21 protein-coding genes are annotated in these 18,032 nt (G+C 71.4%); 8 read left to right on the top strand and 13 right to left on the bottom strand.

What is annotated here, in order from left to right; genetic code table 11:
• Nucleotides 1-51: 51 nt before the first annotated feature.
• Together AB0O48_RS27275 and AB0O48_RS27270 are read right to left on the bottom strand one after the other, a co-directional pair.
• On the bottom strand, nt 52-1,017 hold the full coding sequence (locus AB0O48_RS27275; protein WP_357572465.1) for an N-acetylmuramoyl-L-alanine amidase: 966 nt from the start codon (nt 1,015-1,017) through the stop codon (nt 52-54).
• The gene (locus tag AB0O48_RS27270) at nt 1,017-1,169 is read right to left on the bottom strand and encodes a hypothetical protein (RefSeq protein WP_357256018.1); all 153 of its coding nucleotides are present in this window, start codon (nt 1,167-1,169) and stop codon (nt 1,017-1,019) included. Before AB0O48_RS27270 ends, AB0O48_RS27275 begins: the two co-directional genes overlap by 1 nt.
• Nucleotides 1,170-1,404: 235 nt before the next feature.
• On the opposite strand from AB0O48_RS27270, the gene AB0O48_RS27265 reads away from it, so the two are divergent.
• Together AB0O48_RS27265 and AB0O48_RS27260 are read left to right on the top strand one after the other, a co-directional pair.
• On the top strand, nt 1,405-1,770 hold the full coding sequence (locus AB0O48_RS27265; RefSeq protein ID WP_357256020.1) for a type II toxin-antitoxin system RelE/ParE family toxin: 366 nt from the start codon (nt 1,405-1,407) through the stop codon (nt 1,768-1,770).
• Nucleotides 1,767-2,084: a helix-turn-helix transcriptional regulator gene (locus AB0O48_RS27260; protein ID WP_365069106.1), complete on the top strand. Its 318-nt coding sequence runs from the start codon at nt 1,767-1,769 to the stop codon at nt 2,082-2,084. Before AB0O48_RS27265 ends, AB0O48_RS27260 begins: the two co-directional genes overlap by 4 nt.
• A gap of 105 nt (nt 2,085-2,189) precedes the next feature.
• Here AB0O48_RS27260 and AB0O48_RS27255 read toward each other — a convergent pair whose 3' ends face one another.
• Nucleotides 2,190-2,978, bottom strand: a complete 789-nt coding sequence (locus tag AB0O48_RS27255; protein WP_357242339.1) for an aldo/keto reductase — start codon at nt 2,976-2,978, stop codon at nt 2,190-2,192.
• A gap of 94 nt (nt 2,979-3,072) precedes the next feature.
• On the opposite strand from AB0O48_RS27255, the gene AB0O48_RS27250 reads away from it, so the two are divergent.
• Nucleotides 3,073-4,122 carry a DNA polymerase ligase N-terminal domain-containing protein gene (locus AB0O48_RS27250; protein WP_357242336.1) on the top strand — a complete coding sequence of 350 codons (1,050 nt, stop codon included), beginning with the start codon at nt 3,073-3,075 and terminating at the stop codon, nt 4,120-4,122.
• Between the two features lie 16 nt (nt 4,123-4,138).
• Entirely contained in the window at nt 4,139-5,329 is a 1,191-nt protein-coding gene (locus tag AB0O48_RS27245; RefSeq protein WP_357242333.1) for a threonine synthase, read from the top strand.
• A gap of 1 nt (nt 5,330) precedes the next feature.
• On the opposite strand, the gene AB0O48_RS27240 is transcribed toward AB0O48_RS27245, so the two are convergent.
• The 4 genes from AB0O48_RS27240 to AB0O48_RS27225 form a co-directional block, all read right to left on the bottom strand.
• Nucleotides 5,331-7,130, bottom strand: coding sequence for a glycoside hydrolase family 15 protein (locus tag AB0O48_RS27240; RefSeq protein ID WP_365069102.1), 1,800 nt, complete (start codon nt 7,128-7,130; stop codon nt 5,331-5,333).
• Between the two features lie 48 nt (nt 7,131-7,178).
• The gene (locus AB0O48_RS27235; RefSeq protein ID WP_357242327.1) at nt 7,179-7,571 is read right to left on the bottom strand and encodes a cupin domain-containing protein; all 393 of its coding nucleotides are present in this window, start codon (nt 7,569-7,571) and stop codon (nt 7,179-7,181) included.
• Between the two features lie 277 nt (nt 7,572-7,848).
• Nucleotides 7,849-8,736 carry a sulfotransferase domain-containing protein gene (locus tag AB0O48_RS27230; protein WP_357572461.1) on the bottom strand — a complete coding sequence of 296 codons (888 nt, stop codon included), beginning with the start codon at nt 8,734-8,736 and terminating at the stop codon, nt 7,849-7,851.
• Between the two features lie 62 nt (nt 8,737-8,798).
• A complete protein-coding gene (locus AB0O48_RS27225) occupies nt 8,799-9,080 on the bottom strand; it encodes an adhesin (protein WP_355032899.1) in 282 nt (93 codons plus the stop codon).
• A 316-nt stretch (nt 9,081-9,396) separates the two neighbouring features.
• Here AB0O48_RS27225 and AB0O48_RS27220 point away from each other — a divergent pair, with 316 nt between their 5' ends.
• Together AB0O48_RS27220 and dacB are read left to right on the top strand one after the other, a co-directional pair.
• Nucleotides 9,397-10,113 carry an aquaporin gene (locus tag AB0O48_RS27220; protein WP_357242321.1) on the top strand — a complete coding sequence of 239 codons (717 nt, stop codon included), beginning with the start codon at nt 9,397-9,399 and terminating at the stop codon, nt 10,111-10,113.
• Nucleotides 10,114-10,180: 67 nt separating this feature from the next.
• The gene (gene dacB / locus AB0O48_RS27215; RefSeq protein ID WP_357242318.1) at nt 10,181-11,767 is read left to right on the top strand and encodes a D-alanyl-D-alanine carboxypeptidase/D-alanyl-D-alanine-endopeptidase; all 1,587 of its coding nucleotides are present in this window, start codon (nt 10,181-10,183) and stop codon (nt 11,765-11,767) included.
• Between the two features lie 45 nt (nt 11,768-11,812).
• Here dacB and AB0O48_RS27210 read toward each other — a convergent pair whose 3' ends face one another.
• The 3 genes from AB0O48_RS27210 to AB0O48_RS27200 form a co-directional block, all read right to left on the bottom strand.
• The gene (locus AB0O48_RS27210; RefSeq protein WP_357242315.1) at nt 11,813-12,142 is read right to left on the bottom strand and encodes a hypothetical protein; all 330 of its coding nucleotides are present in this window, start codon (nt 12,140-12,142) and stop codon (nt 11,813-11,815) included.
• Between the two features lie 102 nt (nt 12,143-12,244).
• A complete protein-coding gene (locus tag AB0O48_RS27205; RefSeq protein ID WP_357242312.1) occupies nt 12,245-13,159 on the bottom strand; it encodes a hypothetical protein in 915 nt (304 codons plus the stop codon).
• A 199-nt stretch (nt 13,160-13,358) separates the two neighbouring features.
• Nucleotides 13,359-13,952: a pentapeptide repeat-containing protein gene (locus AB0O48_RS27200; protein WP_357242309.1), complete on the bottom strand. Its 594-nt coding sequence runs from the start codon at nt 13,950-13,952 to the stop codon at nt 13,359-13,361.
• 98 nt (nt 13,953-14,050) lie between these two features.
• Between AB0O48_RS27200 and AB0O48_RS27195 the strand changes: the two genes are divergently transcribed.
• Nucleotides 14,051-15,283 carry a serine hydrolase domain-containing protein gene (locus AB0O48_RS27195; protein WP_365069096.1) on the top strand — a complete coding sequence of 411 codons (1,233 nt, stop codon included), beginning with the start codon at nt 14,051-14,053 and terminating at the stop codon, nt 15,281-15,283.
• A 19-nt stretch (nt 15,284-15,302) separates the two neighbouring features.
• Here the strand turns inward: AB0O48_RS27195 and AB0O48_RS27190 are convergent, their stop codons facing one another.
• Together AB0O48_RS27190 and AB0O48_RS27185 are read right to left on the bottom strand one after the other, a co-directional pair.
• Nucleotides 15,303-15,767 (bottom strand): PPOX class F420-dependent oxidoreductase, encoded by a 465-nt coding sequence (locus AB0O48_RS27190; protein ID WP_357242303.1) that lies wholly within the window; start codon nt 15,765-15,767, stop codon nt 15,303-15,305.
• Nucleotides 15,768-15,801: 34 nt separating this feature from the next.
• A complete protein-coding gene (locus tag AB0O48_RS27185) occupies nt 15,802-16,434 on the bottom strand; it encodes a hypothetical protein (RefSeq protein ID WP_357242300.1) in 633 nt (210 codons plus the stop codon).
• A 313-nt stretch (nt 16,435-16,747) separates the two neighbouring features.
• Here AB0O48_RS27185 and AB0O48_RS27180 point away from each other — a divergent pair, with 313 nt between their 5' ends.
• Entirely contained in the window at nt 16,748-17,527 is a 780-nt protein-coding gene (locus AB0O48_RS27180; RefSeq protein ID WP_357242297.1) for a D-Ala-D-Ala carboxypeptidase family metallohydrolase, read from the top strand.
• 86 nt (nt 17,528-17,613) lie between these two features.
• Here the strand turns inward: AB0O48_RS27180 and AB0O48_RS27175 are convergent, their stop codons facing one another.
• Complete coding sequence (locus tag AB0O48_RS27175; RefSeq protein ID WP_357242294.1) at nt 17,614-17,967, bottom strand: hypothetical protein; 354 nt, start codon at nt 17,965-17,967, stop codon at nt 17,614-17,616.
• Between the last annotated feature and the right edge of the window lie 65 nt (nt 17,968-18,032).

Here is an 18,032-nt window from a genome sequence, read left to right as displayed (position 1 = left end):
GTCGAGTCGGTCAAGCGCGGACGGCCGAGATCAAGCGCCGGAAGGCCGCTGTCAGACGCGGGTGAGGCGTACCGCGTCGGCGATGACCAGGCCGCTGGTGTTGCTCCACCGGCTCACGCCCACCCGGTTGGCGTCGCCCGCCGGGAGTGCGAACGTGCCGAGGACGCGCCACTGCCCGCCGGTGGCCCGTTGGTCGACCCGCACCGTCTGGTTGCCGGTGCTGGTGGCGACGATGTACGGGGTGGCGCTGTTGTAGCCGGAGTTCGCCGGCCACCAGGCCTCGACCCGGTAGCTGGCGGTGGCCGGCACGTTGAACCGGTACCACGCGACGTCGCTGGCCGCGACCGGGTCCGCGTACCGGTAGTCGGCGCCGTAGCGCTGCCCGGAGTACGACGACACGCCCCAGTTGGCGCTGGCGGTGAACCGGCCGCTGGTGGTGTTGTCCACCGTGGACGACCAGGTCGTGCCGCCGCCGGCCATTCTCGCCGCCACGTCGGCCCGCATCACGTTCAGGTCGATGAACGACGGGTCGATCTTGCCGGTGGTGCTGGTCTCCCGGTGCCCCCGGGCATAGCTGCTGTCCCGGCCCAGGCGGGTGAGCACGGCAGCGGTGGCGGCGAGCGACGCGCTGTACTGCGCGGCGGTCATCTCCTGACTGACGCCGTTGTAGTCGATCTCCCACCCGATCATGAGGGTGTTGCCGTCGCCCGCCGGGATCGGCCCGCTGCCGCCGCTGACCCCGGCGTGGTTGCACCGGCCGGCCGAGATGACGTGGAAGACACCGTTGTAGTCGACGAGCGCCTGGCAGAGCGGGCCGGGCAGGTCGGACCGGCCGTTGATGCAGATGCCGAGGGCCGGGTGCGGGTTGCTGGCGCTGGAGGTCGAGGCGGTGTGGTGCCAGAGCACCCCGATCGGGTCGAAGGAGCCGGGCCGCATCCGGTTGAGCCAGTCCCCCTCGACGACGACCTGGACCCCGGCGGCGCGTAGGACGTCCACCAGCCAGGGGATCGTCGCCATCAGGCGTCCTGGAGCAGGTCGGCGAGGCACTCGGCCTTCGGCGCGGCGCTCGCCGGAGTGGGCCGGGCGACGACGGTCAGCGCGGCGGCCACCAGGGCCGGGATGCCGAGCAGCCCGCGGCGGCGCAGGCGGATGGACGGGGGTCGGGACATGGCGATCCTCCAGCGACGGCGGGTTTCGAACGGATCGACGAACGTGATGACCGGCACGTTATACCGTCACGAACGTCGATGTCGATACCCTTCATCTTCATGTTGCTTACTGAAGGAAATCGCCGCTTCAGACCTCGCCGAGCGCGTCGATGTCGCGCATCTCCTCCGCCGTCACGCTGCGCGGCTACCTGTGCAGCCGCACACCCCGCGGTATAGCAGACGCTATACTTCACGGATGGCTACGGACGAGTGGGAGATCTACCTCGTCAGCGAAGTGCAGGAGTGGATCGACAGCCTCGATCCACTCACCCACGCCCGCGTCGTGCAAGCCATCGACCTGCTCGCCGAAGCTGGTCCAGGGCTCGGCCGGCCGCTGGTCGACACGATCCACGGCTCGTCGGTCGCCAACCTCAAAGAGCTGCGCCCCGGCACCGTACGCATACTCTTCGCCTTCGACCCGTGGCGTTCCAGCATCCTGCTCGTCGCCGGAGACAAGGCCGGACGATGGCAGCAGTGGTACGCGGAAGCGATCCCCCTGGCCGAGCAACGCTACGAGATCTACCTGAAGGAACGCGCCGAGGAGGAGGGCCGACAGCCATGAGCAGCTACCCACGCTGGAGCGACATCCGCGCCGCTCACGTCGAGCGCGCCGGCGGCGAACAGGCCGTCGAGACGGGCAAGCAGGAACTACTCGCCACCGTGGTCGGACACCGCCTTGCCGAGGTACGCCGCGCCCGTGGCCTAACCCAACAGCAGGTCGCCGACCGCATGAGCGTCACGAAAGGCCGAGTCTCCCAAATCGAACAGGGCAAGATCTCCGGCCAAGACATCGTCGCCCGCTACGCCGCCGCCCTCGGCGGACGCCTCCACCAAGCCATCTACTTCGACGACGGCGACATCGCCGCCATCGCATAACCACCCCACCTGGCCAAAACCAGCCATCGACCGAATCGCGAACGGTGCCACGCCCGAGCAGCCCCTGCTCGGGCACGGCACCGGCCTGATGTGAACGAAGCCGCTTCAGACCTCGCCGAGCGCGTCGATGTCGCGCATCTCCTCCGCCGTGAGCGAGAAGTGGAAGACGTCGAAGTTGGCGGTGATCCGCTCCGGGGTGACCGACTTCGGGATCGCCACGATCTCGTGGTCGATGTGCCACCGCAGCACCACCTGCGCCGGCGAGACCCCGTGCGCGGCAGCGATCCTGGTCAGCACCGGGTCGCTGAGGTCGCTGGTCTTGAACGGGCTGTAACCCTCCAGCACCACGCCCCGGTCCCGGTGCTCGGCGTGCCGCTGCCGGTCGTACAGCGCCGGACTCCACTCGATCTGGTTGACCGCCGGGTTCTCCTCGGTCGACTGGATCAGTTCATCGATCTGCCCGGTGCTGTAGTTGCTGACACCCACCGCCCGGACGAGGTTCTCGTCCCGGGCCGCCAGCAGCTCACGCCAGAGCGGGATGCTGTCCGACGGTGACGACGGCGGCCAGTGGATCAACCAGAGGTCCACCTGGTCGACGCCGAGCGCCTCCAGGCTGGCCTCCAACGTCGCCCGCTCCTGGCCCACCCGGTTCGGCGGCAGCTTGGTGGTGATGAAGACGTCCTCCCGGCGCAGCCCGCTCTCCTGCACGGCCCGGCCGACCTCGCGCTCGTTGCCGTACACGGTGGCGGTGTCGACGTGCCGGTAGCCGGTGTCGAGCGCGGCCAGCACCGCGTCGTAACCGGCCTGGCCGGTGGCCTGCCAGGTGCCGAAGCCGAGCAGGGGCATCCGGACGTCGCCCGGGAGCAGGACGGTGGGCTGGTCGGTGAGGTCCATGAGGTCCGTTCTACCCCGCCGAGCGCCCGCCCGCCGAGCGAACCGGACACTCCGGCATCCAGCGCACCGATCCGGTGTGCCGCAGAATGCCTGTGTGACCGACCGGCTGGAGGAGTACCGGCGACGACGGGACGCGGCCCGTACGCCGGAGCCGGTGCCGGCGCGGACCCCCGCGACACCCGGGGCCGACGGCGACACCGCGCGCTTCGTCATCCAGCAGCACCACGCCCGGAGCCTGCACTGGGACCTGCGCCTGGAGCACCAGGGGGTGCTGGCGTCCTGGGCGGTGCCGCGCGGCCTGCCCCGCGATCCGGGTCGCAACCACCTCGCCGTGCACACCGAGGATCACCCGATGGAATACCTCGACTTCGCCGGCGAGATTCCCTCGGGTGAGTACGGCGGCGGCCGGATGCTGATCCACGACCGGGGCACCTACCGGTGTGAGAAGTGGCGCGACGACGAGGTGATCGTGACCCTCTCCGGTGATCGGACCGCCGGCCGGTACGTCCTCTTCGCCACTTCAGGACGGGACTGGATGGTCCGACGGACCGACCCCGCGCCGCCGGGTTGGACGCCGATACCCGACCTGATCCGCCCGATGCACACCACGGCCGCCGCCGGGCTCCCCCGCGACCGTGCCGCCTGGGGGTACGAGCTGCGCTGGGACGGCGTCCGGGCGATGGCGTACGTCTCCGGTGGGCGGCTGCGGTTGCTCTCCGAGACCGACGAGGAGATCACCGGCGGTCACCCGTGGTTGCGGGCGATGGCCGAGGCGCTCGCACCCACCGAGGCGGTGCTCGACGGTGTGCTGGTGCGCATCGACGGCGCCGGTCGGGTCCGCCCGGTCCGCCCGGCCAGCGGCAGTCGGGTGCCCGCCGGCGCCCAGTACCTGATCGTCGACCTGCTCTGGCTGGAGGGTGTGAGCAGCGTCGACGTGCCGTACGCGCAACGCCGGGAGCTGCTCGAAGGGCTGGCCTTGGCCGGTGTGCACTGGCAGACTCCGCCATGGTTCCCGGGCGCGGGCGACGAGGCCCTGCGCACCGGGCGGGAGCAGGGCCTACCGGGCGTGGTCGCCAAGCGGCTCGACTCGGTGTACGAGCCGGGGCGGCGCAGCCGGCGCTGGTTGAGCATCGACGCGGTCTGAAACGGCGAGGAGCGATGTGTACCTGACCCACCTGGACTGCCCGCGCTGCGGCAGGGAGCACTCCGCCGACGAGCTGCGCAACCTCTGCGCGTGCGGCTCCCCGCTGCTGGCCCGCTACGACCTGCCGGCGGTGGCGAAGGCGGTCACCCCGGAACGGTTCGGGTTGCGCCCGGCCGACCTGTGGCGCTACCGGGAGGTGCTGCCGGTCGGCGACCCACGGCACGTCACGACGCTCGGCGAGGGTTGGACGCCGCTGCTGCGCACCCCGGCGTACGGCGCCGAGATCGGCATCGCGGAGCTGATGGTTAAGGACGAGGGGTTGATCCCGACCGGCTCGTTCAAGGCGCGCGGCGCGGCGGTCGGCGTGAGCCGGGCCCGTGAGCTGGGGGTCGAGCGGATCGCGATGCCCACCAACGGCAACGCCGGGTCGGCCTGGGCGACGTACGCCGCGCGCGCCGGGATGGGCGCGACAATCGTCATGCCGCTGGAGGCCCCGAGCATCTGCCGGCGCGAGTGCGTCGCCGCGGGGGCCGACCTGCGCCTGATCGACGGGCTGATCAGCGACGCCGGCCGGCGGGTCGCCGAGCTGATCGCGGAGTCGAACGGGGCGATCTTCGACGCCGGCACACTGCGCGAGCCCTACCGGCTGGAGGGCAAGAAGACGATGGGGTACGAGATCGTCGAGCAGCTCGGTTGGCAGGCGCCCGACGTGATCATCTACCCGACCGGCGGTGGGGTCGGGTTGATCGGCATCCACAAGGCGCTGCACGAGCTGCGCGAGCTGGGCTGGATCGGCGACAAGCTGCCCCGGCTGGTGGCGGTGCAGTCGACCGGCTGCGCACCCATCGTGCGGGCGTTCGCCGCCGGTGAGGACCGGGCGCGGCCCTGGGCGGACGCGCACACGGTGGCGTTCGGCATCACCGTGCCCGCCCCGCTGGGCGACGAGCTGATCCTGGCGGCGCTGCGGGAGTCCTCCGGCACCGCTGTCGCGGTCGACGACGCGGACATCCTGGCCGACCTTCGGGACTTCGCCGGCCGGGAGGGGTTGCTGCTCTGCCCGGAGGGGGCGGCCTGCCTGACCGCGGCGCGGCAACTGCGCGCCGGCGGGTGGATCCGGGCCGGTGAGCGGGTGGTGGTGCTCAACACCGGCGCCGGGCTGAAGTATCCGGACACGGTCGACGTGTCCGGCGTACCGGTGCTGGTCTGACTCAGTAGCTGCCCGGCGCGGTCAACCGCCAGGCCGCGTTGATCAGCCCGACGTGGGAGAGCGCCTGCGGGGTGTTGCCGAGTTGCTCCCCACTGGTCAGGTCGATCTGCTCGCTGAACAACCCCACGTCGTTGGCGTACCCCACCACCCGCTCGAACAGCGCCTCGGCCCGCTCCGGCTCGCCCGCCATGACCAGGCATTCCACCAGCCAGAACGAACACAGCAGAAACCCGCCCGGGTCTGTCGACCATCGTCGGACCAGCCCGCCGTCCGTGCCCAGTTCCCGCTCCACCATCTCCATCGTCGAGCGCATCCGCGGGTCGGTCGCGGGCAGGAAGTGCGCCACGGGCAGGGTCAGCGCGGAGGCGTCCAGCTCCGCCGACCCGAAGGCACCGGTGAACGCCCCGATCCGGTCGTTCCACCCCTCGCGCAGCACGGTCTCGCGGATCTCGTCGCGCACCCGCGCCCAGCGCTGCGGGTCCGCCCGCTCGCCGAGCCGGTCAGCGAGGCCCACCGCCCGGTCCAGCGTCAGCCAGCAGATCACCTTGGACGACAGGTAGTGGCGCTCCTCGTCGCGGGTCTCCCACATGCCCCGGTCCGGCAGGTGCCACGTCGCCGCCACCTGCTCGGTCAACCCGAGCACCATCTCCCGCAACTCGCCCTCGAACGGCGCACCGAGATAGTCGCGCAGCCGCCACACGGCCGAGATCACCTCACCCGGCACGTCGAGTTGCCGCTGCCGCCAGGCGTCGTTGCCGATCCGGACCGGCCCGCTGCCGCGGTATCCGCGCAGGTGCTGACAGGGGTGCTCGGAGAGGTCACGCTCGCCCTCCAGCCCGAAGAGCACCGGCACCGGTTCGTCGCCGATCCGGCCGATCGAGCGCGACGCCCAGGCGAACAGCCGGGACGCCTCGTCCGGGCAGGCCGCCACCCACAGCGCGCGCATGGTCAGCGAGAAGTCCCGCAGCCAGGAGTAGCGGTAGTCGTAGTTGCGGTCGCCGCCGATCCGCTCCGGCAACGACGTGGTCAGCGCCGCGGCGACCGCACCGCTGCGGGCGTACGTGAGGCCGGTCAGGACCGTCGCGCTATGCCGGACGAGATCGGGGTACCGGCCGGAGTACTCGTGCACGTCCCGGTACGCGTCCCAGGCCTGCGTCGTCTCGGCGAGCGCGGTTACCGGATCCAGCCGGGCCGGAGGGTCGCCGTACGCGGCACCGAACGCCACGTCCACCCCGACCACCTGACCGGTGGACACCTCGAACTCGTGCGTCACCCGGTCGCGGCCCGCCCGCAGGCGCAGGCCCGGCGCGCGCAGCACCAGCACCACCGGGCCGGCGCCGGCCAGCACCCCGCCGTCCGGCTGCTCGTGCAGGTACGGCGTGAGCAGGCCGTACTCCGGTCGGGGCGCGAAATCCAGCTCCATCCGGACTCGCCCGGACAGCCCCTCGACCACCCGGAGCAGCACGGCGGGCGAGTTCATCCCCAGCTCGTGGGCGCGGGCGCCGATCTCGGCGGCGAGCGCGTCGGTGACCGCCACGCTGCCGTGCGGCGTGTGGTGCACCGTGCGCAGCACCAACGTGCCCGGCCGGTACGCGCGCTCCACCCGGTGCCCCGGGCCACCGGCGCCAACCGGTGCGAGCCGGAAGTGCCCGGCGGTCGGGTCGAGCAGCCGCCCGAACACGGAGGCCCCGTCGAACCGGTGCGGACACCACCAGTCGACCGAGCCGTCCTTGCCGACCAGGGCACCCGAACGGGAGTCCGAGAGGAATCCGTAGTCGGAGATCGCCGGCTGCTGCTCCACCCGCCGCGGGTACCCGCATCGGCCCGGATCAGACCGTTGCCCAACCGCTCAGTCGGTCGGCGGCTCGTCCTTGCCGGCCTCCTCGGCCGCGTCGGCCTCCTCCTTGGTCCGGTGGACTGCCTTGTCGGCGTGCTCGGCGGGGCCGTAGACCGTGTACAGCACCAGCGGGTTGGGGCCGGTGTTGACGAAGTTGTGCTTGGTGCCGGCCGGCACGACCACCAGGTCGCCGGAGACGACCTTCCGCTTCGAGCCGGCGACCCGGGCCTCACCGACGCCACTGACGAAGGTCAGGATCTGGTCGACGTCCTCGTGCACCTCTTCGCCGATCTCCCCGCCCTCGGGGATGGTCATGATGACCAACTGGCTGTGCTCGCCGGTCCACAGCACCCGCCGGAAATCCGGACTCTTCTCGGCAACGGTCGCGATAGTGAAATGTTCCATGCCCACGCTCATACCCCGTTCATCGGCGCGCCACGCAGGGGAGTTGCGGGGCGGCAACTGGCCCTGCACGCTGCCGGGACTGGCGAATTGTGGAATTCCCCACGGTCGGAGGGTTTGGATCCCACCGGCCCGGGGATCGAGACACCGGACCGGCACGAACAGCCGGTCGAGCCAGGTCCCCGCCGGCGTACCGCCGAACGGCTGCGGTGGTGGGAGACGGCCAGAGCGCGGCGACGTTCCGACCCTGTCGAGGACGGCGCCGCGCGCTCGTGTGCGCCTAGCGGTGCAGCCAGCGCAGCAGGTCGGGCGGGGCCAGCGCCGCCGCCCGCTCCTGATATCGAGCCTGCCCGGCCGAGTCCAGCAGGTTGCGGCCCTGGCCCGAGGTGCCCTGGCGGAAGAACTGCTGCCGGTCGCGCAGCACGCCGAGCGTGTCCGGGGCGAGCCGGTCCGCCCGCGCCCGCATCCGCCCGAAGGTGGCCGCCTCGACCAGCTCGGACCAGCGTTCCGGTGGGACCGCGATGCCCCACCGTTGGGCGAGCCGACGCATCTCACCGCCCAGGTCGGCAAGCAGGTCGTCGTAGTGCACCAGCTCGATGTTCGGCTCGTGCCGGCGGGCCCAGGCGTCGCTCAGGTGCAGCATCACCCCGGGCAGCGAGTCCAGGTCGGCGCGCGGATCCACCTCCCGGTCGACCCAGCTCGGCAGCCACTGCTCCAACGGCAGCGCTGTCCGGGGCGGCCCGGTCGGGGCGGGCGCGCCGGTCAGCTCGGCGAGGCGCACCGGGTCCAGGTTGCCCGCCTGGTGATAGAGGGACACCGCCAGGTCCAGGGGGTGCCGGGCCACCACCACGTAGTGCACCCGAGGATCGAGCGGCACGCCGTCCAGCGGGGTGTGCGTCTTGATGAACCGTCGGTGCGGTTGCGCGGCCAGCCGGTCGAACACGTCGTCGCGTGGTTCGACCAACCAGTCCAGCCACGGTGACAGCACGGTCAGCGGCGCCGGCAGCTCCGGAGTGCCCAGCACCAGGAGCGCGCAGATCATCTGCATCCAGGTCGTACCGCTCTTGGACCGGGTGCTGATCACGATGTCGCCGTCGCGGAACGGGAATCCCGTCCAGCGGGCGCTGTCCTCGTCGGTGGACCGGTACCGGTGGGCTGGCGGGGGCACCGCGGCAGCGTAGTCGCCGGGCCGACGCCCGAGCAGCCGAATTCCGACCCGGCGGGCCGCTCCTACTGCCGCTCGGTGAAGCCGAACTGGATGACGCCCTCGTCGTCGACGGTGGCGTCCACCGAGGCGTCCCCGAGCAACTCGGCGGCATCCTCGTCCAGGAAGATCCGGGCGCCCTGGTTGTCGACCACACGATCGCCCTGCACCGGCTCGGGCACCAACTCGACGGTCAGGGAGCCCGCCTCGGTGTCGGCGGCGATGCGTACGCCGCCGTCCTGGGCGACGTCCTGCTGGTTGGCGAGGTCACGGATGACGAGCACGGCGTTGTCGGTCATGGTGAGCATTTTCGGAACTCCTCGTGGATTCTCGGCTCGCGGTCGCAATGATGCGCAGACCGGACGGTCGGCTCGCGTACGAGCGCACGTGGGAGGCGACAGGAGGGCGAACGGTCGTCGCCGTCGCATGGAATCGGGGCAGCTGACGGCCCCTTCACCACCACCGTGCCCGCTGGCGGAGCATCCGTCAAATAGAGCCAGGTCAGTCGAGAGCGGGGGCCGGGGGCCACCTCGGTGACGATCACACCGCTGGTCCGGCGCGCGCCGGACCAGCGGGGCCGGCCATTCCGGTAACAGCCATCTGGCCTGCGCTTACGCTGAGTTCATGAGCGACTTTCGTCGGTACGCGGCCGAGTTCCTCGGGACCCTGCTGCTGGTCTTCTTCGGGGTCGGCAGTGCCGTCGCCGCGCGGGTCCAGGGTGGCGTGGTGGTGGTCGCTCTGGCCTTCGGCTTCGTGATGGTCGCCCTCGTCTACACGATCGGCCCCCTGTCCGGGAGCCACGTCAATCCGGCGGTGACGCTCGGTGTGCTGCTCTCCGGGAAGATCTCGGCGATCGGTGCCGTGGCGTACTGGATCGCGCAGTTCGTCGGCGCGACAGTGGCGGCCTTCGTGCTCTGGGCGTTGACCCGCTGGGGCGACGTCGCGGACCAGACCGGGGCGTTGGGCACGAACGGTTACGGCGCGCACATCAACCGGGGAGGCGCAGCCGTGCTGGAGGTCATCCTGACCTTCCTTTTCGTGCTTGTCGTCCTGGTGGTGACCAGTCGTAGCGAGAATCCGGGCACCGCGGGTCTGGCCATCGGGTTGGCTCTCGCCGCGACCCAACTGGTGGGCGTGACGCTGACCGGCGCCGCGGTCAACCCGGCTCGCGCGTTCGGCCCGGCGGTCTTCGAGGGTGGTGTGGCGTTGCGGCAGCTCTGGGTGTTCATCGTCTTCCCGCTGCTCGGCGGGGCGCTCGCCGCGCTTGTCGCACCGTTGGTGATGGGTGCGCAGCGGCACTACTGGGGTGGTCACGACAAGTCGGTCGGCCGGCCGACGTAGTCCGGGTCGGCGAGGACCCGCCCCGAGGCCCTTCTCCGGCGAATACACCTCATGACAGCATCGGCGCATGCATCGCCGTCACTTTCCTCGGGCCCTCGCGCTGCTCACGCTCGTCGCCGTCGCGGCCACCGCCGGAGCGCCCGGCGCCACGGCCGAGTCGCCCACGCCCGCGACGACCCGACTGAACGCCACAATCGACACGATCCTCGCCGACGCCCGGCTTGCCGGGGCGCAGACATCGGTGGTCGTGGTCGACACCAGCACCGGCCAGACGCTCTACGACCGCAACGGTGACCGTCGACTGATCCCGGCCTCGAACACCAAGCTGCTGACCTCGACGGCGGCCCTCGAGCTGCTCGGCCCGGGACACCGCTTCAGCACCGACGTACGCGCCACCGGCAAGCGCCGCGCGGGCCTGCTCTCCGGCAACCTCTACCTTCGCGGCGGAGGTGATCCGACGATGCTCGCCACGGACTACGACGCGCTCGCCGCGCAGGTCGCCGCCGACGGCGTGCGGGTGGTCGCCGGCAACCTGGTCGCCGACGACACCCGCTACGACCGCACCCGGCTCGGCCCCGACTGGACCTGGGACGACGAGCCCTACTACTACGCCGCCCAGGTGTCCGCGCTGACCGTCGCGCCGAGCACCGACTACGACGCGGGCACCGTGATCGTGCACGCCGCCCCGGCAGCCCGAGCCGGCGCCGCACCGGAGATCAGCACCACCCCGCCCACCGCGTACCTGCGCATCGACAACCGGGCCCGCACGGTCGCCGAGGGCACGACCTCGATCTCGATCGAGCGCGAGCACGGCGACAACACAGTCGTGGTGACCGGCCAGATCGCCGTCGGGGGCAGTCCCGCCAGCGACTGGGTGACCGTCGAGGAGCCCGCCGGGTACGCGGCCGACGTGTTCCGGGCGGCGCTGCACCGGCACGGCGTCCGGGTGCTCGGCCGGACCGTGCTCGGCCAGTCCACCCCGGAGACGGCCGACCCGGTGGCGCGGCACGAGTCGATGAGTCTGGGTGAGCTGATGACGCCGTTCCTCAAACTCTCCAACAACGGCCACGCCGAGGTGTTGACCAAGGAGATCGGACGGGTCCGGTCCGGGTCGGGCACCTGGACGGCCGGACTGACCGCGATCAGCGAGTACGTGGCCGACTCCGGTGTGGACACCGGGAAACTGCGCCAGCGCGACGGGTCCGGGCTGTCCCGGCGCAACCTGGTCCCCGCGACGGAGTTCGTCGACCTGCTGAGCGCCGTCCGCACCGAACCGTGGTTCGCCACCTGGTATTCGGCACTGCCGATCGCCGGGCAACCCGATCGGTTCGTCGGCGGCACCCTGCGCAGCCGGATGGCAAACACGCCCGCGGCGGGCAACGTGCATGCCAAGACCGGCAGTCTGACAGGTGTCTCCGGCCTTTCCGGCTACGTCACGAGCGCCGACGGCCGACTGTTGGCGTTCTCCATCCTGCTGAACAACTACCTGACGGCGTCGGTCAAGCCGTTGGAGGACCAGATCGCCGTGGCGTTGGCGGGATACCGCGAGGACGTGGCGGCCACCACGGCGCGGATGGCACCGCCTGCGGTGCCGGAGACGCCCGGGAACCCGGAGGGCGTCGAGTGCTCCTGGGTCAAGCCGATCACCTGCTGAGCGGGCGCCGGGAGGCGCATCCACGCCTCCCGGCCCGTCGCACGGTCAGGCCGGGCGGTCCGGTGGAGGGACCACCGCCGCCGGGTCGCCGCGCTCGATCAGCGCGTCGATGTCGGCGGCCCGCAGCCCGCGCAGGGCGAGCACCCGGGTGCCCCAACGGTGCAGGCGGCACGGGTGCGGGCTGGCGTCGTTGCGGCAGACCACTCCTCCGGACCACCGCTGCGGGGCGTGCACCACCACCGCCCGCACCGCGAACTGGGTGTCCTCGCCGGTCACGTACGGCGGCAGGGGAATGTCGCGGAGCACCTCCCCGGGCGCTTCATCGGCACCGGACGTAACGGCGCGACGGACGCGGTGGGCGGTGCTGCTGCTCATCTCCGCTGCCTCCACACTGGATAGTTGGATGGGGACAGCAGAAAGTTACGGCCTCCTCGACGGTGCGCGACGGACAAACTGTCCCGGGGTGCGATCGACCGGTCAGCGCACCGCCACGGCCTGGAGGCCGACGTTGCCGCAGTGCGGGGTGAAGACCTTGTCAACGGTCCAGGTCAGCAGCAGTCGGGCGTTCTTCGGCGCGGCGAACCGGACGGTGAACTGGGCGCTCCGACTGGTGTACGGGTCCTCCAGCACGGCGGTGCGGGCGGTCCCACCGGTGGACAGGCGTGCTTCCAGCCGACCCCGAGCCATCCAGGTGCCGCCGTAGACCTGCACCGTGCGCGGTTCACCGCTGCCGGCGACGGCGAGGGTGAACCCGTTGCCGGCACCACAGGTGTAGACGCCGTTGGAGGTGCCGTTCGTCGACCGCTGCGACGAGCCGTCGGACCAGCGGACGTACTCCTGGTTGCCGTCCCAGCCGACCCGCGTGCCGACACCACCCGCGTCGATGATCTCCCCGGAGCCGGAGTTCTTGCGGACCGTCGAGTTGCCCCCGCGCGGCCCCCAGTGCATCCAGTCCCGGGTGCCCACGGCGGTGAGGTCGACCTCGGCAGGCATCTCCCCCTGGGTCATCGACAGCACCGGGGACCCGGGTGACGCGGGAGGCGCGGGAGATGCGGGAGGTGCGACGGGCGCGCTCGTCGCGGGTGTCGGATCGGGCGAGGGTGGGCGCTGACGCGGACGCAGGCCCGGCATCGCCGGCCCCGCTTCGCCGGTGCGCCCGTCGGTGGCCGGGTGAGCGGCGGAACGGGCGGCGCCGGCAGGCACCTCTCCCGCGCGGCCCGCCTGGTCGTCGCCGGACTCCGGGTCGGACCGGCTGGCGAGGTACGAGACCAACAGCACCAGGCAGACGAGTACGGCAACCCCCTCCACCGCCCAACGCCGCCGCTGCCGGGCACGGGCGACCCGGCGCAGCCCGGTGCGGGTCTGCGTCCTCGTGTGGTCGTCGTCCGTCACCGACCCTCCACCTCCACCGCCCGGCTGCCATCGACCGTCGCGCGCCGCGCCGTCCACTGTGGGTCGTTTCACGTTTGCACCGGTGTGGACGACACGCTAGATCCGGACCGGCGGACGTGTCCAGCCCCGCAGCCGGACGCTGCCGGACGCCCCGCCTTGCGCGCACGGCGTACCGGCTGGACCGTCGGCGCCCCTCGCGTCAGCCGATCCGGAACCCGAGCACCTGCGCGATGACGATGGCCTGCTCGGCGTCGACGATGGCGCCGTCCCGCTCGACGACCGTCGGGTCGAGCGCGGTGAGGTCGCTGCCGCGCAGGTCGGCGCCGCCGAGCCGGACGTTGAGCAGCAGCGCGCCGGAAAGATCGACGCCGGTGACGGTGGCGCCGGTGAGATTGGCCCTGGTCAGGTCGGCCTCGCGCATCCGCACCCCGGTCAGCCGGACGCCGCGCAGGTCGGCACCGGGCAGCGCGACGAAGGACCAGTCACCGCCGTCCACCGTCATCGGACGCAGGTCGCACTCGACGAAGGTGCTGCCGATCAGCTTGCAGCCGGTGAACTCGGCCTCGAAGAAGTTGCACCGCCGGAAGACGCAGCGGGTGAAGGCCGAGTCGACGTGCCGGGACGCGTTGAACTGCACGTTGCCGAACGTGCAGCCGGTGAAGACCGCGCCGCGGCTCACCGCCTCCGTCAGGTCCACGTCGAAGAACTCGCAACCCACGAAGTGCCTGTCGACGAGCTCCTCGCCGTACCAGTCCTCGTTGCGGAAGGTCGCGTTCTCGGTCAGCTCCGGCATCCGGCCAGGCTAGTGCCCACCACCGACAGCCGACGGGCCGGCGTCGCTGGTGGCGGCCCCCTTCCGGTGCCGGCGTACCGGCTAGTAGGTTCGGCGACGTGAGTGTGGCTCAGAGCACGGACCCGGATCAGATCGGTTTCGACCCGACGCGGTTGGCGCGGATCGACGAGCACTTCGGCAGGTACGTCGACGACGGCCGGCTGGCCGGCTGGCAGGTGGTGGTCACCCGTCGGGGCGAGGTGGCGCACTCCTCGACGTACGGGCTGGCCGACCGGGAGTCGGGCGCACCTGTCGAGGCCGACACGCTCTGGCGGATCTACTCGATGACCAAGCCGGTCACCTCGGTCGCGGCGATGATGCTGTGGGAGGAGGGCCGGTTCGAGCTGACCGACGAGATCAGCCGCTGGTTGCCGGAGTTCGCCGACCTGCGGGTCTACTCGAAGGGGTCGGCGCTCAAGCCGTTCACCGTGCCGGCGATCGAGCCGATCCGGGTCTGGCACCTGCTCACCCACACCGCCGGTCTGACGTACGGCTTCCTGCAGACGTCGGTGGTCGACGGGCTCTACCGGGCCGCCGGGTTCGACCTGCACCCACCGGAGGACGTCGACCTCGCCAGCGCCTGCGCGGCCTTCGGCGAGCTGCCGCTGCTGTTCCAGCCCGGCTCCGCCTGGGGCTACTCGGTCGCCACCGACGTGCTCGGCCGGCTCGTCGAGGTGATCTCCGGGCAGAGCCTCGACGCGTTCTTCGCCGACCGGATCTTCGGCCCGCTGGGCATGACCGACACCCGCTGGTGGATGGACGGCGACGACGCCGGGCGGCTGGCCGCGCTCTACGTACCGGACCCGCGCAGCGGCCGGGCCGTTCGGCACGACAGCCTCGGGGCGCACGCGTACCGCAAGCCGGCCCTGCTCTCCGGCGGTGGTGGTCTGATCTCCAGCGCCGCCGACTACCACCGCTTCACCCAACTGCTGCTGCGCGGTGGGGAACTGGACGGGGTTCGGCTGCTCGGGCCGCGCACGGTGCGGTTCATGACCCGCAACCACCTGCCGGGTGGCCAGGACCTGGGCACGCTGTCCACCGGCGGCTTCGCCGAGACGACCCTGGACGGGATCGGCTTCGGCCTCGGCTTCGCGGTGGTCGAGGACCCGATCCCCAGCCGGGTGCCGAGCAGCGTCGGCGAGTTCTACTGGGGTGGGGTGGCCAGCACCGCATTCTGGGTGGACCCGGCCGAGGAGGTCACCGCACTGCTGTTCGCCCAGCTGATGCCGTCGAGCACCTACCCGCTGCGCTCCCAGTTGCGCCAACTCGTCTACTCCGCCCTGGTCGACTGACCTGGGCGGCGGGGCGCGGTCAGTCGGCGAGGCGGGCGGGGAAGCCCCCGGTGGCGATCGGGCCCCAGGCGTCGATCGTGACGCGGATCAGTGACTTGCCCTGGCGCACCATCGCCGCCCGGTAGTCGTCCCAGTCCGGGTGCTCGCCGGAGATGCTGCGGAAGTACTCGACGAGCGGCTCCACCGCCTCGGGCAGGTCGAGCACCTCGGCGGTGCCGTCGATCTGCACCCAGGGGCCGTCCCAGTCGTCGCTGAGCACGCACGCCGACACCCGGGGGTCGCGGCGGATGTTCGTCACCTTGGCCCGCTCGGGGTAGGTGGAGACCACCAGCCGCCCCTGTCCGTCGATCCCCGCGGAGACCGGGGAGGACTGCGGTCGGCCGTCGGCCCGGGTGGTCATCAGCACGACGCGGTGTCGCGGCCGGAGGAAGTCGAGCAGGCCGTCCCGGTCGACCCGGGTGTTCTGTGCGATGCTGCGCGCCATTCCCCGTTCCTACCAGGGCGGCGGCGACGGCGGGTCAGCGGGGCGCGGAGCGGTGCGCCGCCTGGGTGGGCACCCGGGGGCGGCTGGAGGGGCGCCAGGCCCGACCGTTGGCGTAGATCACCCGGAAGCCGAGGTACGAGGCGAGCGGCGCCCAGTGGGCGGAGCCCATCCGCAGCTCGGCGGCATTGTGCCGCTGACCGTTGGCGAGCACGTCGAGCAGGACGGTTTCGAACGCCGCCGATTCGACCCAGTCGACTTCTCGGCTGAAACCGCAGATCAGCGCGGCACCGGTGACCTCCAGGAACTCGCGCAACACCGCGTCCGAGGCGCGCAGCACCGAGCAGCTGCCGAAATAGAGTCGCCGCCCCTCGGCGCGGCCGGCCATCAGGTCGGCGACCTCGTTCAGCTCCACGGACTGCCAGTCGGTGAGGCAGAGGCGGCTCGGCTCGCCGTGCATGGCGAAGAAGCCCACCCGGTGGTCGGCGTACTGCTTGAGCAACCAGCGGTCCAGGAAGTAGAACAGTTCGTCGCGCGTGGCCGCGTCCTTGTGGATGAAGCGGATCTTGCCCAGTCGCTCCAGCAGCTCAAGGGTGGGCAACACGGAACCCCGCTCGTTGAGGTCCCGGTGCCACTGACCCTCGACACAGAAGACGCCACCGCGTGCCACGTGCACCTCCGCCAGTCCGCCCGCCCGGGCTGACGTTACCGCCAGCCACCGACAGCGGAACATCACCCTCGGTGTGATTGATTGCGACGTTCGGTGTGCTTGTCGTGATTGGTTGGAGCAGGGGTGATCGGTGACGAATGGCTGTTTCGTAAATCAGCACAATTCCCAGGCAATACCCAGGGATGGCGGTTTGTGAGGACGATTCTCGTTAACGACCGCCAACCGGCCCGATGAGTGTCAGGGTGGAAATCGCGGGACTTCTCGGTCGATGTCCTGGAGCCACCCCATTCGCTCTCCTATCGGGAGGACTTCTGTGCGCGTAAACACCTTGAAGCGAGTCGCCGTCGCATTCGCCCTGGCGCTGCCCGGGGCAGCAATCGCCACGGTGGTCGCCGCGCCGGCGGCACACGCGGACGGCTGTTACACCTGGAACCGCAACCTGTACCAGGGACGCTCGGGCGACGATGTCCGCCAGTTGCAGATCCGGATCGCCGGCTGGGCCGGCTACCGGGACATCGTGGAGAACGACGGCCAGTACGGACCGAAGACCGCCGCCGCGGTCAAGCGGTTCCAGCAGGCGTACGGGCTGCGTGCCGACGGCGTCGCCGGCCCGCAGACCTACACCAAGCTGTACCAGCTACAGGACAACGACTGCACGCCCGCGCACTTCAGCTTCACCGAGATGGACGACGGGTGCGGCGGGTCCGGTTACAGCGGTGGACCGCTCTCGGCGGCCCAGACCCGGCAGAACGCGCTCCGCACCATGTGGAAGCTGGAGGCGATGCGCAAGAGTCTCGGCGACAAACCACTCGACGTGTCCAGCGGCTTCCGCAGCCGGGCCTGCAACAACCAGGTCGGCGGCGCGTCCGACAGCCAGCACCTGTACGGCAACGCGGCCGACGTCACCGCGCGGTCGTCCTCGCTGTGCCAGGTCGCCCGCAGTGCCCGCAACAACGGCTTCAGTGGGATCTACGGGCCGGGCTATCCCGACCACGACGACCACGTGCACGTCGACTCGCGGCGAGAGAACAACAGCGACTCCAGCTCGAACACGACGAGTTGGTCGGCGCCGGACTGCGGGGTCGGCAACTGAGCCGTCCGCCCAGCGTGACGTCGGCCCGACGCGGAGGGGATCTCCGCGTCGGGCCGGCGTCCTGTCGTCCCGGGTCGGGCGGGCGCTCAGCTCGCCCGGGGCCAGCGCGGCGCGGTGACGGGGGGTGCCACCGGCCGGCCAGCGACGGTGGACCGTGCCCCCGGCGGCACGACCCGCGCGGTCTGCTGCCGCGACGGCCCGGTCGCCGTGAAGGGGAAGGGCACGTGCACGAACGGGTTGCCGTGCCGGATCACCGCCTCGATCTGCCGCTCATTGAGCCCGTGTGTCTCCAACACCCGTCGTCCCCAGCGGTGCAGGCGGCACGGGTAGGAGGCGCCGTCGTTGCGGCACAGCGGCCCGGTGGGCCACTCCTCGGCGGTGTGCACGACCACCGCCCGGACCGCGAGCCGAACGTCCTCCGGGGTCAGAGGTGCCGGCATTGGCACCTCCCCCAGTACCTGATCGATGGGATCCGTCGACTGCTCACCAACTCGCACGGCAGGCC

Source organism: Micromonospora sp. NPDC085948 (genome assembly GCF_040686315.1).
GTDB lineage: Bacteria > Actinomycetota > Actinomycetes > Mycobacteriales > Micromonosporaceae > Micromonospora.
The sequence above is the reverse complement of the archived record's forward strand: the minus strand, read 5'-3'. Positions and strand labels throughout refer to the sequence as shown.

What these genes read in the sequence shown, in the direction of transcription:
- AB0O48_RS27200 (WP_357242309.1), bottom strand. Translation starts at nt 13,952, where the DNA reads ATGCCGGAGCTGACCGAGAACGCGACCTTCCGCAACGAGGACTGGTAC.
- AB0O48_RS27175 (WP_357242294.1), bottom strand. Translation starts at nt 17,967, where the DNA reads ATGCCGGCACCTCTGACCCCGGAGGACGTTCGGCTCGCGGTCCGGGCG.
- AB0O48_RS27275 (WP_357572465.1), bottom strand. Translation starts at nt 1,017, where the DNA reads ATGGCGACGATCCCCTGGCTGGTGGACGTCCTACGCGCCGCCGGGGTC.
- AB0O48_RS27270 (WP_357256018.1), bottom strand. Translation starts at nt 1,169, where the DNA reads ATGTCCCGACCCCCGTCCATCCGCCTGCGCCGCCGCGGGCTGCTCGGC.
- AB0O48_RS27210 (WP_357242315.1), bottom strand. Translation starts at nt 12,142, where the DNA reads ATGAGCAGCAGCACCGCCCACCGCGTCCGTCGCGCCGTTACGTCCGGT.
- AB0O48_RS27265 (WP_357256020.1), top strand. Translation starts at nt 1,405, where the DNA reads ATGGCTACGGACGAGTGGGAGATCTACCTCGTCAGCGAAGTGCAGGAG.
- AB0O48_RS27260 (WP_365069106.1), top strand. Translation starts at nt 1,767, where the DNA reads ATGAGCAGCTACCCACGCTGGAGCGACATCCGCGCCGCTCACGTCGAG.
- AB0O48_RS27220 (WP_357242321.1), top strand. Translation starts at nt 9,397, where the DNA reads ATGAGCGACTTTCGTCGGTACGCGGCCGAGTTCCTCGGGACCCTGCTG.
- AB0O48_RS27225 (WP_355032899.1), bottom strand. Translation starts at nt 9,080, where the DNA reads ATGCTCACCATGACCGACAACGCCGTGCTCGTCATCCGTGACCTCGCC.
- AB0O48_RS27235 (WP_357242327.1), bottom strand. Translation starts at nt 7,571, where the DNA reads ATGGAACATTTCACTATCGCGACCGTTGCCGAGAAGAGTCCGGATTTC.
- AB0O48_RS27255 (WP_357242339.1), bottom strand. Translation starts at nt 2,978, where the DNA reads ATGGACCTCACCGACCAGCCCACCGTCCTGCTCCCGGGCGACGTCCGG.
- AB0O48_RS27190 (WP_357242303.1), bottom strand. Translation starts at nt 15,767, where the DNA reads ATGGCGCGCAGCATCGCACAGAACACCCGGGTCGACCGGGACGGCCTG.
- dacB (WP_357242318.1), top strand. Translation starts at nt 10,181, where the DNA reads ATGCATCGCCGTCACTTTCCTCGGGCCCTCGCGCTGCTCACGCTCGTC.